General features: G+C 36.3%; 10 protein-coding genes. All 10 read left to right on the forward strand.

Features of this window, described 5'->3' with window-relative positions; translation table 11 throughout:
• Nucleotides 1–324 precede the first annotated feature (324 nt).
• A complete protein-coding gene (locus CGC63_RS05950) occupies nucleotides 325–2613 on the forward strand; it encodes an NACHT domain-containing protein (protein ID WP_004222588.1) in 2289 nt (762 codons plus the stop codon).
• 26 nt (nucleotides 2614–2639) lie between these two features.
• Nucleotides 2640–2840: a helix-turn-helix domain-containing protein gene (locus CGC63_RS05955; RefSeq protein WP_040351258.1), complete on the forward strand. Its 201-nt coding sequence runs from the start codon at nucleotides 2640–2642 to the stop codon at nucleotides 2838–2840.
• Between the two features lie 25 nt (nucleotides 2841–2865).
• Nucleotides 2866–4434 carry a type I restriction-modification system subunit M gene (locus tag CGC63_RS05960; protein ID WP_004222582.1) on the forward strand — a complete coding sequence of 523 codons (1569 nt, stop codon included), beginning with the start codon at nucleotides 2866–2868 and terminating at the stop codon, nucleotides 4432–4434.
• Entirely contained in the window at nucleotides 4434–5678 is a 1245-nt protein-coding gene (locus tag CGC63_RS05965; protein WP_004222580.1) for a restriction endonuclease subunit S, read from the forward strand. The genes CGC63_RS05960 and CGC63_RS05965 overlap by 1 nt, the downstream gene beginning before the upstream one ends.
• The gene (locus CGC63_RS05970; RefSeq protein WP_004222576.1) at nucleotides 5678–6175 is read left to right on the forward strand and encodes a hypothetical protein; all 498 of its coding nucleotides are present in this window, start codon (nucleotides 5678–5680) and stop codon (nucleotides 6173–6175) included. Before CGC63_RS05965 ends, CGC63_RS05970 begins: the two co-directional genes overlap by 1 nt.
• A gap of 3 nt (nucleotides 6176–6178) precedes the next feature.
• Nucleotides 6179–9403 (forward strand): type I restriction endonuclease subunit R, encoded by a 3225-nt coding sequence (locus CGC63_RS05975; protein ID WP_004222573.1) that lies wholly within the window; start codon nucleotides 6179–6181, stop codon nucleotides 9401–9403.
• Between the two features lie 20 nt (nucleotides 9404–9423).
• Nucleotides 9424–12159 carry an ATP-dependent DNA helicase gene (locus CGC63_RS15645; RefSeq protein WP_004222570.1) on the forward strand — a complete coding sequence of 912 codons (2736 nt, stop codon included), beginning with the start codon at nucleotides 9424–9426 and terminating at the stop codon, nucleotides 12157–12159.
• A gap of 14 nt (nucleotides 12160–12173) precedes the next feature.
• Nucleotides 12174–13133: a bacteriophage abortive infection AbiH family protein gene (locus tag CGC63_RS05985; protein ID WP_004222567.1), complete on the forward strand. Its 960-nt coding sequence runs from the start codon at nucleotides 12174–12176 to the stop codon at nucleotides 13131–13133.
• Between the two features lie 6 nt (nucleotides 13134–13139).
• Nucleotides 13140–14297: an AlbA family DNA-binding domain-containing protein gene (locus tag CGC63_RS05990; RefSeq protein WP_004222564.1), complete on the forward strand. Its 1158-nt coding sequence runs from the start codon at nucleotides 13140–13142 to the stop codon at nucleotides 14295–14297.
• A 243-nt stretch (nucleotides 14298–14540) separates the two neighbouring features.
• A complete protein-coding gene (locus CGC63_RS05995) occupies nucleotides 14541–15131 on the forward strand; it encodes a site-specific integrase (protein ID WP_259805464.1) in 591 nt (196 codons plus the stop codon).
• Nucleotides 15132–15140 lie beyond the last annotated feature (9 nt).

Consider the following 15140-nt stretch of genomic DNA (forward strand, 5'->3'; position numbering starts at 1 on the left):
TGGTCATGCTCTGGACGAAATAGATTTTCTGTGTAAAGGCGTAGATTTATCTTGAGAAAAAAGTTCTTTTGATGTACAATTAAACGTGAATAAGTGGGATTGAGTTTGATTGAATTAATATAGTAATGAGTTCAAATCACCTCATTTGTACCTTAGAGGTATTGCCTTTACATTGAATATTTTAGAATAGGCGGGGGAAAAGTTCCCTGACAGGAACACGGACATTTCACGATAGTTCGCAGACATTTCACGGACAATACAGACAGAGAAAAGAGGGATTGATTATTGAGACTGAAATTCGATGAGTTTTTCTTGAATTTTTATATGTCAAGATCCTCTGGCGGATTAACTAACCACAGAGCAAAAAAGAAGATAGTAGAGTTTTTGATAATGGCAGCAATTCCGGAAGAAAGCTGGGGAATACTTCCTACATCAGATAGTAGCTATGAAAAATGGTTGAATGGTACTAGAACTTTTGACCCTGCAGTGTGGCAAGAAATCGCAGAGAAATACAAGGAAGATAGATTTTTGGAAATTGTTATCAAGGAACTAAATGATGGTGTTTTGGTAACGGTTATGGACAGATTCGGAATAAAAGTTGCGACTGTCAATGAAATTGATAAGGAACTTTTTATAGTAGCTATCGGACATCAATTTTGTGAAATAGCAAAAGGATCTGGAAGCGCAGAGAACATTGTTAAAAATATTTATGAAAATACAAAGAGTAAAGAATTATTTCCAGTGTATGAGCAGAAAGCTCTGGCGGAGTATTCAAAGGTAAAGACAAATTTTTCAGATGAGTTATGTGATATGGAAAAAGTGTTCATCTGCAATACACTTAGTACTGTTGATAGTGCGTATTCGCGAAGAGGCTTGCCTGCCAGAGGAACGGTAATACAAGATGCGACTCTTGATAAAATTGCGGAACAATCCAATATGGTAGCACTCATAGCTAATGGTGGTATGGGCAAATCGATGATGTTGAGGCACTTGTTTGTAGAATCAATGAAAAAATATTCTGAGTCGGGTGTGATGCCTATATTGGTTGAATTAAGAGATTACAGATTTGCAGGATGTGATCTGTTTAACAGTATTGTGAAATCCGTTAATGTGTTTGATGCTTCATTTGATGAGAGGGCTGCAGAAAAGGTATTAAGGGCAGGTAAATGTCAAATATTACTGGATGGATTAGATGAGATAGATCCTTCGGATGTTGCAGGATTTCAACATAAGTTGAGAGACATGATAAAAACTTATCCATTAAATCAATATGTCATAACATCCAGGGAATGTGATGTGGCAAAGTCGATTGGGTTTAGAAGCAGACTATATCTGATGCCATTTGACGAAAAACAGACAGGAGATTTAATAGATAAACTTGTTAGCGATGATAGTGTAAAGGCAGAAATTACCAGAAATCTTAACGAGGGATATCTGAATAAGCACGGCGAATTTGCTTCTAATCCTATGCTGCTCACTTTCTGCATTATGAATTATCCGTCATATCAGTCTTTTTACGATAGACCGCATGAGTTTTATCGCTCTGCATATGATACCATCCTAGCGGATCATGATTTGGAAAAAAGTCCTTTAGATAGAGTATTCCGGAGTGCAGACAGTCGGGATGATTTCACGGATGTGTTCAGGGAGTTCTGTGCGGTATCATACGTAGAAAGAAAGTTTCAGTTTAATAAAATGACTTTCGAAGCTATCTTCAAAAAATTGAAATCAACAAAGCAAGTGGCCAATCCCAGAATCATGAATAAGACAAATTTCCTTCATGATGCATGTGCTACTGCGTGTATGATGTATGAGGCGAAGTCTGATATTTTATATATTGATCCGGGATTTCAACAATTTTTGTTTGCTGAATACAATTATTTTGCGGAGCCGGAAGAAGTAGAAGCTATGGGGAAAAAACTGTGGACTGTGCCAGAATCAGAATTTAACGGTGGTATAGCTTTCGAAATGCTGTATGAGCTTTCAGATGAAAAGGTCGAGGTGTGTTTGGATCTCCCTTATCTCGATATGATATTCAAAGACAAGACAGAAGAGGAATCCTTCAATGCATTTCTAGTACATGGATTCCGGGAGATAAAGAGTGCATTGATTGACAGAACCGCTATTGCAGAATGTGAGCAGAAAAGTGGAATTATAGGAAAATATGCTATTGCAAGCAAGAGCGAACCGAAGTCGGTGATTTTGTCCATGATGTTAAAGCGTTTGAATATGGATATGGATGAACCATCGGCTATGATTGCACCTTTGATAGATATGGAGTCTTTGTATCCGGAGGCTGAAAGCAAGGCAATTATCGGAGAGAGAATCTTTGATCAAAGTACCCAGAAGTATTTTCTGAATTTTAGAAAAGTGGAAAAAGAGAAGGTGGAAAAACTGGAAGGCAGAGATTTTGTACTTACGGATGATTCCGGAAAGGTTATTACTTTTGGATATGAATATAAAGCCGATATGAGACAGCTGGAAAAGAGACTGGAAAGATATGTGGCGTTGTTTACCCTTGTCAAGAGTGATGAGGTTATCAAGAAAAAATTTGAACGACTCAAAACATATTATGATGAGCTGGTAGAGAAACATAGAAACAGTGAATTTTAATGGAGGGTAAGTTGTTGGACACTAATATGAGTAATATTAATGATGTGGAAAGATGGCTTAGTTTGGAAGAAATCGCTAAGCATGTAGGATGCAGCAAAGATACAATTCGTGCTTGGATAAAGAAGGGAACAATTCCATATTACAAAGTGGGAAGAATGTATAAATTCAAAATATCAGAAGTGGATGCATGGATTGAAAGCGGACAGAGTGCCGATGCAGACAAATAATTAGAGAAAATGGAGGACAATCAAAATGATTGATACTAAAAAAGAGCAGGAAAGAGAAGAACTGCATCGTGCGATTTGGGCGATTGCCGATGAACTTCGTGGAGCGGTAGATGGATGGGATTTCAAGAACTATGTTCTTGGCACCATGTTTTATAGATATATTTCTGAGAATATTACTGCGTATATAAATAGTGGTGAGATTGAGGCTGGAAATATAGATTTTGATTATGCAAAAATGATTGATGAAGAAGCAGAAGAAGCACGTGAAGGTTTGGTTCAGGAAAAAGGGTTCTTTATCCTTCCAAGTGAACTGTTCTGCAATGTAAGGGCGAGAGCAAGTTTGGATGAAAATCTTAATGAAACTTTGGAACAAGTATTTTGTCATATCGAGGAATCAGCTCAGGGAAGCCAATCGGAAAATAGCTTTGCAGGTTTATTCGATGATTTTGATGTAAACAGCAATAAGCTAGGAAGTACTGTAGCCAAGCGAAACGAGAGACTTGTAAAATTGTTGGATGGTGTTGCTGCAATGAATCTTGGTTCGGTAAAGGATCATGATATCGATGCTTTCGGAGATGCATATGAGTATCTTATGACAATGTATGCTTCCAATGCTGGTAAATCTGGTGGTGAATTCTTTACACCGGCGGATGTGTCTGTACTTCTTACAAAGCTTGGAACTGTAGGAAAGACTACTATCAATAAAGTGTATGATCCAGCCTGTGGTTCCGGTTCATTGCTGTTGAAGGCAGAAAAACTTCTTGGAAAAGAGGCTGTTACGAGCGGCTTCTATGGACAGGAAATCAACATTACTACCTACAACCTTTGCCGTATCAATATGTTTTTGCATGACATTGGTTTTGATAAATTTGATATTGAGTGTGAGGATACATTAACAAATCCCCAGCATTGGGACGATGAACCTTTTGAATTGATTGTTTCAAATCCGCCGTATTCCATCAAATGGGCGGGGGACGATAACCCGCTTTTGATTAACGATCCAAGATTTGCACCTGCAGGAGTTTTGGCACCTAAGAGTAAGGCAGACATGGCATTTATCATGCATTCGCTTTCATGGTTGGCACCGAATGGAACGGCAGCAATTGTATGTTTCCCAGGTATTATGTATCGTGGCGGAGCTGAGAAGAAAATTCGCCAGTATATGGTAGATAATAACTATATCGATTGTATTATACAACTTCCAAATAATCTATTTTTTGGTACTTCTATTGCGACATGTATCATGGTAATGAAAAAAGGAAAGAAGGATAATAATATTCTTTTTATTGATGCTACAAATGAATGTATCAAGGTTACCAATAACAATAAGCTTACAGATGATAATATTGAAAATATTATTAAGTGGTTTGTTGAGCGGAGAGAGATTGAGCATACTGTCCACTTGGCAACCTATGATGAGGTGTCTCAAAATGATTATAATTTGTCTGTAAGTACATATATTGAAGCGGCTGATATTCGTAAAAAGATTGATATTGCTAAACTTAATTCAGAAATTGTAGATATTGTGTCAAGAGAGCAGGTTCTTAGAGATGAAATCGATAGAATTATTGCGGAGATTGAGGGGGGATATTAATGAGCAAATTAGAAGAGCTATTAATGGAACTCTGTCCAGAAGGTGTTGCTTATATGCCGATTTGGTCTATTACTGCATGGGATAAGAAGTTTAATACAGTAGCCAAAGAAAAACAGAAAACCATTGTGAAATATAATTATTTTCTCGCAGCGGATTTAAAAAAACTTGAGTCCGAAAATGGTACTGTAAAAATATTAACTACAAGTATATCGGATTTATGGGCTGATGAAGAGAAAACAGCGGATGTATTATCGGAAGGTGAAATTGTGTGCATTCCTTGGGGTGGAAACCCAGTAGTACAGTATTATAAAGGGAAATTTATAACGGGTGATAATAGAATTGCAACCTCATTGGATGTAAAAAGATTGAGTAATAAATATCTATATTATTGTATGCAAAATAGATTGGTAGATATATCGTCATATTATAGAGGATCAGGAATAAAGCATCCCGACATGTCCAAGGTGTTAGACTTAGTTATTCCTGTGCCTCCAATTGAGGTGCAGAGTGAAATTGTCCGAATTTTGGACAATTTCACAGAGCTTACAGCAGAGCTTACAGCAGAGCTTACAGCAGAGCTTACAGCGAGAAATAAACAGTTTGAGTATTACAGAACACAATTGCTGACTTTTTCAGATGAAGTAGAAATGTTAACTCTTGAAGATGTATGTCAGATTGTTGATTGCCCCCATACTTCGCCAAAATGGAAGGAAAATGGAGTACCAGTTATTAGAAACTACAATCTTGTGAATGGCCAGATAGATACCAGTAATCTTTCATATGTGGATGAGGATGAATATTTGACCAGAATAAAAAGAATTGAGCCACAGGAAAATGATATTTTATTTTCTCGAGAGGCACCTATAGGAAATGTTGGAATTATTCCAGCTAATTTCAAATGTTGCCAGGGGCAAAGAGTTGTTCTTCTTAGACCTGATCAAGATATTATTTATCCAAGATATTTGATGCATATTTTACAAGGTGAAATCGTAAGAAATCAGATATCTTCTGTTGAAGGTAAAGGAGCTACCGTGAGCAATTTCAATATTTCAGATTTGAGAAAGTTGAAATTCCAGGTACCTGACAAAAAGGTGCAACTATATTTAATTGATAAATTAGATATTTTTGCCAAATTAAATGGAGATATTAAAGAAGGACTGCCTGCAGAAATCAAACTTAGGAAAATGCAGTATGAATATTACAGAGAGAAATTGCTTTGCTTTCCGGAGAGGAGTCAGATGTAATGAAAATTGCAAAAGATACCAATATGCTTCTTTTTCGATTCAGAAGCTATGGGAAGAATAATTTTATTGAATCTCATAAGCAAATACTTGAAGACAAGAAATATGTTTGGATGTTGAAGCTTGGAAAACGCACAAGCACAGAGAAACTTCGCAATATATTGGATGAAGGTGGATGGGTGGTTTTAAGAGCACCTAAATCAGAAGGCAGTAAATCTTTTGTAGCGAGATATGTTGCTTTTTCAGAAGAAGAACCTGAGGATATGGGATATCCGGATTACTACCAAGAGATTATTGATGATGACGAGAGTGAGTATTTTGAAGGAAATGCAATATCCCAGTGGTTTAAGTTGGATTTGATTACTGAGATTGATGAAGCTACAGCGGAAGAGTTGGTAATGGCAAAGTCAGAAAAGAAGGTTAATGAAGTGATTGGAAGCACAAGGACAGCTGTTATGTTTGTAAGAAATACTAAAGAAATTGAAATTACGGAGGTGTAGGACATGCCATATTTTAATATAGTTGCAGCAACGAATGAAAATACTGTTGTAACAGAGTATGAGCCTGTGAAGTCACGTTCTGATTCTTATCAGTCAGAAGTTGAATTGGAAAAGGAATTCATACGCCTCCTTTGTGAGCAGGGATACACATATTTACCTATACACACAGAAAAAGATCTTATCGCGAATCTGCGTGAACGACTGGAAGAATTGAATAATTATAAGTTTTCAGATTCTGAATGGGACAGGTTTTTCAATGAGGCAATTGCGAATCCGAATGATAAGATAGAAGACAAAACTAGAAAAATACAAGAAGATTTTGTTCAAGTATTAAAGCGTGACGATGCACTTACTAAGAATATTCTGTTGATTGATAGAAAGAATATTCATAATAACAGACTGCAGGTTATTAATCAGTATGTTATAGGAACAGAGCAAGGGGCAAAGCATGATAACAGATATGATGTGACAATTTTGGTAAATGGTCTTCCTTTGGTTCATGTGGAACTAAAACGCAGAGGTGTTGCTATCCGTGAGGCATTTAATCAGATTAACAGATATCAGAGGGATTCTTTTTGGGCTGGAAGTGGTCTTTTTGAGTATGCTCAGATATTTGTAATATCTAACGGAACAAACACAAAGTATTATTCCAACAGCACTCGTTTCAATGCGATAAAAGATGCCAATTCTGGAAAAACAAAAAAGGAAAAAACAAGTAATAGCTTTGAATTTACATCCTTTTGGGCTGATGCAAATAACAAAGTGATTCCGGATCTTATTGACTTTACAAAGACATTCTTTGCAAAGCATACTATCTTGAATATTCTCACAAAGTATTGCGTATTCACATCTGAGAATATGTTAATGGTTATGAGACCATATCAGATTACAGCTACGGAGAGAATTCTTAATCGAATTGAGATTGCTCATAACTATAAGAAGTATGGTGATATTGCTGGCGGTGGATACATCTGGCATACGACTGGATCGGGTAAAACCTTAACTTCATTTAAAACAGCAAGGCTTGCATCAAATCTAAAATTTGTTGATAAGGTTTTATTTGTTGTAGACCGTAAGGATTTGGATTACCAGACGATGAAGGAATATGACAGATTTGAAAAGGGTGCGGCTAATAGTAACTCTTCTACGGTGATTTTAGAGAGGCAGCTAAGAGACAGTAAATCCCATATTATTATCACAACCATTCAAAAGCTATCATCATTCATAAAGAAATATAAAGAACATGCAGTTTATAACAAGCAGGTTGTTATTATTTTCGATGAATGTCATCGTAGCCAGTTTGGTGATATGCATGCGGCAATTGTTCGTAATTTTAAAAAGTATTATATGTTTGGATTTACCGGTACTCCGATATTTCCGGCGAATTCCGGAACGGTCAGAAATCCTAAGTTTTTCACAACTGAGCAAACTTTTGGCGATCAGTTACATACCTATACGATTGTAGATGCAATCAATGATAAGAATGTACTACCTTTCCGTGTTGATTATATAAAGACTATGGATACGGATGCAGATATTGACGATGAGCAGGTATGGGATATTGATCGTAAAAAAGCATTTGAGGCACCTGAGCGTATAACATTGGTTGCTAAGTATATATTGGAACATTTTGACCAGAAGACATATCGCGGAGACAAGACCTATGTTTATAATGCACTGACTAATATTGCAGAGGTGGCATCTGCAGACAGAGGAAAAGTTGAAGAGATAAAGCAGAAACAGAGAATAAGTGGATTTAATTCTATCTTTGCTGTTTCATCGGTGCCGATGGCAAAACTTTATTACGATGAGTTCAGACGACAAATAAAAGCAGATCCAACAAAGAATCTAAAAATTGCTGTTATTTACAGTTACGGAGCAAATGAGAAAGAAGCTGATGGAATTCTGGATGAAGAGAATCCAGAAGATACATCTGCACTTGATCAAACTGCAAGAGATTTCCTTGAATCTGCAATTCTGGATTATAATCAAATGTTCCATACTAACTATGATACTTCCAGTGATAAGTTCCAGAACTATTACAAGGATGTGTCACTTCGTATGAAGAATAAGGAATTGGATCTTTTAATTGTAGTAAATATGTTCCTTACCGGTTTTGATGCTACCACTCTGAATACATTGTGGGTGGACAAGAACCTAAAAATGCATGGCCTAATCCAGGCGTTCTCGCGTACAAATCGTATTCTGAACAGTATTAAGACATTCGGTAATATTGTTTGCTTTAGAAATTTGCAGAAACGAGTGGATGCAGCTATTTCATTATTTGGAGATAAGAATGCTGGCGGCATCGTTCTTATAAAGAGTTTCAAAGATTATTACTATGGATGCGAGTCTATAGACGGTAAGTCAATGCCGGGATATGTGGACATGATTGAAGAATTAAGTGATAAATTTCCACTTACAGAACCGCAGATAATCGGAGAACAGAACCAGAAGGACTTTATTGCGTTATTTGGTGCAATACTTAGAATGAGAAATCTTCTTTTGTCATTCGATGAATTTGCGGGTAAAGAAGGTATTACAGAAAGAGATCTGCAGGATTATCTTGGAAGATATCAGGACCTGAGGGATGAGTGGAAACGCAAGAGAGAAAATGGAGAAAGCGTTGATATAATCGATGATATTGTCTTTGAGGTGGAATTGATTAAGCAGATTGAGATTAATATCGATTATATATTAATGCTGGTGAAAAAGTATCATGACACGCATGGGGAAGACAAGGAAGTTTTGATTACAATAAGAAAAGCTATTGATGCCAGTCCTGAGTTGAGAAGTAAAAAGGCACTTATTGAAAACTTTATTTCCGGTATTAACGATATGGATGATGTAATGCTTGAATGGAAGGAATATGTTGTCGTTCAACGAGAGCGTGATTTGGAGAACATTATTGAACAGGAGAAGCTAAAACCGAATGAGGCTCGAAAATTTTTAGAGAATTGTTTCCGCGAAGGAGAGGTAAAGACCACAGGTACGGATATTGATAAACTGATGCCACCAGTGAGTAGGTTTGGTGGCAGTGGCGCCAGAGCAAAGAAGAAAAAGAAAGTTATTGATTTGCTGAGGGCATTTTTTGAGAAATATTCTGGACTTGGGATGGCTACATTTAAAGCAAAACAGGAAGAGGATAAAGTTGTTACATATGACTTTACGCAACAGCCTATGTCTATGGTTGCAGAGAACCCTGTAAAATATGGGAAGAAAGACTGAGGGGTGAAGATATAGCTTTTATGCTAAGAATTGAGCAAAAAATATATGATATTGATAGGGTGATATGTGGAAACTTAGATATGATGGATTGGCCCATGGCTACCAGAGCTCTTATATCTCAAAATTTACTAAGCCAATCCAGAAATTTGGTGGAACATATTGCTGTAAGAGCCTATGGTAAAGGGGAAGAAATTGCACTGAATCGGGAGACAGTACCAAATGCATTGGCATATCTCAAAGAAGATAATAAGTACCTTTTCTTGAGAAAATTTCATTCTTTCCTGCAGGAATCAAAATCGCATTATACACCGGATAATGAGGGTGCAGAGAGATTGATGATAAAGTATTATCAGTTTTTTGTGATGATTAGAAATTTTGCAAAACAGGAATATGGAATGAATTTGCTAGCTAATTTGGAAAAGTTTCCGGTTAACACTGATAGAACAGTTGCAGAGTTCCATGAAAAGATTGCTGAGAGATTAATGGAAAATAGACCTTCGGTTGAATACAGCAGAAATGAGAGAATGTATGTGCATAAGGTAATTCCATTTATTGTTGATGGCGTTTCGTATTATGAAATGGTACTTACACCTGCTTATGATGCTACCAGTAAATTCGATAGATTCATTGTTTATTCAAAATATATGATACCGGCGCATTATGCAATAAAGGCGGCAATATTCTATGATGATATTGAAGTGGAATGCAAAAAGATGCCCGTGAATATTATGACTGAATATTCTGTCTCTATTAGGCCTTGTGAATTTAATAATTTTGCAAGATTGTTTGGTGTGAAAATAAAAATGCAGGCAGGTAGTGCCGAGTATATTGGAATGATGAACTATTTGTCAAATTCGGGTTCGAGTTTACTGGATGTAGTTTTATCATCAGATCACAATTATGCAAGATATAAGCAGATGATTTTTGGACGTAGTCAGGCAAAACATTTCGAGCCTGTATTAGATAGAGCACGTCAATTGATTTTATCAGGTGCGCCTGGAAGTAATACTATCAGATATCTGCTTCATACTATGAATAATAAAGTACTTAAGTTGCAGAGAGGCGACGATGACAATAGGTTGCTATCAGGACTTAGGATGAAATGGGGATGTATTCCGTTTGATACAATGCCATTTGCAACATCACTGATTCAGCATAATCCCGAAGCAGTGGACTTATTTGAGAGTATTGATTCTACAGGAAGAGAACATGAGTTGATGACTAGGTATATTCAAAGCAATATGAGTACTAATGCAAGACTTTATACTCCTATAAAAGAACTGGAAGAATTTATAGATGATGTAGATTCCAATATGGCTGCATTCAATAACAATATTTATTTTAAGCATGAAGGTCGTAAATTAGCAAAGTTTGGACAGAATATTTATGTGAAAGAGGCTTTTGATAATACTAAGTTCATTATGGATAGGTTGATTGCAGAACCTGGTTCAGGACTACAGGGATATGCAGATGCTATTTCAGCGTGGATGGATGAAAAGAAGAATGTTGATAGTAATGAAAAAAGGGAAATTCTTCAGAAGTTGTTTGAAAAAACACACGCAGCAATAATTTATGGAGCAGCAGGAACTGGAAAAACATATTTGATTAATCATGTGTCACAGTTTCTTGATTCGCATTCTAAATTATTTCTTGCCAACACAAATCCAGCAGTTGAAAATCTTCGTCGTAAGGTCAAATCGCAGAATTGTGATTTCATGACTATTCGTAAGTACGTTATGACTAGGAATGCGCCTATTAATGTCGATGTTTTGATAATGGATGAGTGCAGTATGGTCAGCAATTCTGATATGGCTGCAGTATTGAGTAAGGTAAAGTGCAAAATCATGCTTTTAGTTGGAGATACATATCAGATAGAATCTATTAGCTTTGGAAATTGGTTTTCAATGACAAAGTACTTTATTCCGAGATATGCGTGGCATGAGCTTGAAATGCCTTACAGAACTAAGGATGAAGCTTTACTTACTTTCTGGAAAAAGGTGAGAGAGTTGGCTGATGATATGACAGAGCATATTGTTGCAAATAGATATGCATCAAATCTTGGACCATCAGTTTTTGATAGAAAATCAGAAGATGAAATTATTCTTTGTCTGAACTATGATGGGTTATATGGAATAAATAATATTAACAAATTTCTTCAAGAAAATAATCCGAATCCGGCAATCAGATGGGGTTTATGGACATATAAAGTTGGGGATCCAATTCTTTTTAATGAATCAGAAAGGTTTGCACCGTTACTCTACAACAATTTAAAAGGAACTATTGTAGGGATAGAAAAAGAATCGGAAGAAAAAATATGGTTTACATTGGAAATAGATAAGGCAATTACAGAACTTGATGTTATGGATTGGGAAATTGAGCTGTTGGATTCAATTACGCCAGGGAAATCTGTGATTAAGTTTTATGCATTGAAGAAAAAAGATTCTGATAATGATGAGACGGATTTTGCTGATGAAACAGATGTACCTTTTCAGATTGCATATGCAGTGTCTATCCATAAAGCACAAGGCTTGGAGTATGATTCTGTAAAGATAATCATTACGGAGGAAGTGGATCATATGATTACCCATAATATTTTCTATACTGCTATTACTCGATCTAAAAAAGATTTAACGATTTACTGGAGTCCTGAAACGCAGGAAAAGGTTATTAATAACTTTGAAATTGCAGATTCAAAGGGCGATGCAACAGTGTTTGCCGCACAGACCCATATGAAAATGAGAAAAATCAGAGACTAAAAGGAGAAATTATATTGTCACAAACGCTTTATATATTTGGGAATGGTTTTGACATAGCTCATGGAATTAAAACTCCATATTCTGCTTTTAGAGAATTTCTAAAAGAGAATTATGAGATCTTTTTAACGACTTTCGAAAGTATGTATAATATTTTACCGTTAGATGATACGGAACCATGGTACACAAAAGAAGCCCAAGAAAAATGGGATAAGACAGTTATAGATGATTTATGGTGGAGTTTTGAAGAGAAGATTGGACATCCTGATGTTGAGGGAATGTATGATTCTGCTTATTCAATGGTAGATACAATGCCAACAGATGGCATAATCGATACTATGAATGTATATTGGAGAGAACAATATGGATTTGTTGACAAACTTCAAAAGTACGTTTTAGAATGGCTGCAAACCATCGATACTTCCAAAGCTATGTGTAAAAAGGATAGTCTTATTAATAACAGAAATGATTTGTTTATGAGTTTTAATTACACAGATACTCTCGAAAAAGTGTATGGTATCAATTATGTATTTCACCCGCATGGAGGAGTTCCATCATGTTGTGAGAAAATGCCTATTATGGGACATGGAAATAAATACATAATTGATTCATACCGTAGGAAAGCAAAAGAGGCACAAGAGGAATATGTTGAATGGTATGAAAGCATATGTAATGCAACTGCCGATTTTTGTGAGTCGTTGTATAAAGACACGGATGCGATAATAAGTGAGAATGATGAGTTTTTTTCAGCTTTGTGGGACGTTAACCAGGTTATATGTTTAGGAATATCATTTGGAGATGTCGATGTCCCTTACCTTGATAGAATTCAGTATAAAGTTCGTCCGGAAACAACATGGATAGTTCATTATCATAGTGAAGAAGATTTTAAGCGTTTGAAAAGTGTTTTCGGGATCACAGGTATTTCAAGGAAGTATAAAGTATATTTCTTTAAAAGCGATACCTTTTGGGATAGGTGAAAGTAGGTGTTTTCTTTGGAATTAATAGATGAAATAGAAGCGCTAGTTGGTATGCATCAGGAGGGCTCATACTGGGATTTTAAAAGAGAATGGTATGGTAATAATAAAGACGGTGATATGTTAATTGATATAATTTGTATGGCCAATAATCTAGTAAATAGAGATGCCTATATCATAATAGGTGTCGATGAAGAGAGCAATTATGCTATTCGTGATGTTTCGCAGGATACAAATCGTAGAAATACGCAGATGCTTACGGATTTTATTCGAGGTAAGAAATTTGCTGGTGATTTTCGGCCAGTGGTGACTGTAGAACCGATGTATTTAGATGGAGGCTTAGTAGATGTTATTGTGATTCATAATAGTACAAATACACCGTATTATTTAAAAGAGAAGTATAAGGGAATATTTGCTAATAATATTTATATAAGACTATCAGATAGTAATACCCCATCAGATAAATCGGCAGATTTTCATCATGTTGAGTATCTTTGGAAGAAGAGATTTGGAATGCTGCTTTCGCCAATAGAAAAAGTAAAGCTGTATTTAAAGCATCCTGAACATTGGGAAAACAGCCCATCCAACGAAGATAAGAAATATCATAAGTATGCTCCAGAATTTACGATTGATCATACTTATGAACCGGAGGATGGTAGGGACGGCTATGAGTATTACCTGTTTGCACAGACTGATTCAAGACCACATTGGAGTGAAATCAGAATATGTTATCACCAAACCGTTTTGGCAGAACTTGGGGGCGTGATTCTTGATGGGGGTAGGTATTTTACGGCAACCCCAGATAGGGATGGAATATCACTTACAGAATATCATAACTGGGATGTATCGTATCGATATATGGTAAAAGGAAATTTAAATCATTTGATTCATGAATTTTATTATGTTGATGATGGTGATGAAGCACGGCATGCACACAATGAGTATGAAGGATGCATTTTAATTTTTGAAGATGAAAAAGAACATCAGAAATTCAGAATTTATGTACAAAAAAACTGGGATAGAAAAGATGAATTTGCAAATAATATTTGGATTCCTTATATGGAACAACTACCCGGTTATAATATGGATGCGTTTCGTGAAGAGTATAAAAACATGCAGATTCTTAGGAGAATGTTGGAAGAGTTTAGGAGAAATGGTAATAAATGATTTAAATACATTGCGGTCTCTGGCGATGAACCGGAAGCCGCTATATTTTTAATCTTTTTTATAAAATTTAGTCTCGTATCGTAAACGCAAAATAGCGAGTACCTGTTCAAAATCATCCGATGTGAGATAATAGACTCATCACTACAAAGTCCAAATAGTTTAGTACTCAACTTTTTTGACTTTGCTACAGGAGGTGAGTTATGATGAAGTAAAATGCTTGCATTCTCTATTGATTATTATGAGATGATTTTTAGGGTAACACAATCCGTCGAATTATTTTGCGCTTACGTTACAAATTTAGTTTACCACTACAAATTCTGTGGATTGACATTGGCAGATATCGATATGAAAGAGCGAATCATTCATGTGGATCATCAGTTGCTTCGATTATCGGATATGGAATATGTAATCACACAAACAAAGACGGATTGTGGCGTCAGAGACCTTCCGATGACACAGGGGGTGTATGAATGCTTCCAGCGTATATTGAAGGCGAGAAGACGTCCAAAAGTCGAGCCGATGATTGATAACAAAATTGGATTTTTGTTTTTAGATAAGAATGGAATGCCGAAAGTGGCAGGACATTGGGAGAAGTATTTTAATCATATGGTAGGGAAATACAATCGGACACATTCGGTACAGATACCGGGGATTACGCCGCATGTGTGCAGACATACCTATTGTACCAATATGGCTAGAGCAGGAATGAATCCGAAGTCGCTACAGTACCTGATGGGGCACTCGGAAGTGGCGACGACAATGGATGTGTATACGCACTTTGGGTATGAAGAAGCGAAAATAGAGGTAGAGAAGGTGAAAGGTATTGGACAATAGAGGCCATAA

Origin of the sequence: Blautia hansenii DSM 20583, from assembly GCF_002222595.2 — a bacterium.
GTDB classification, from domain to species: Bacteria; Bacillota; Clostridia; order Lachnospirales; family Lachnospiraceae; genus Blautia; species Blautia hansenii.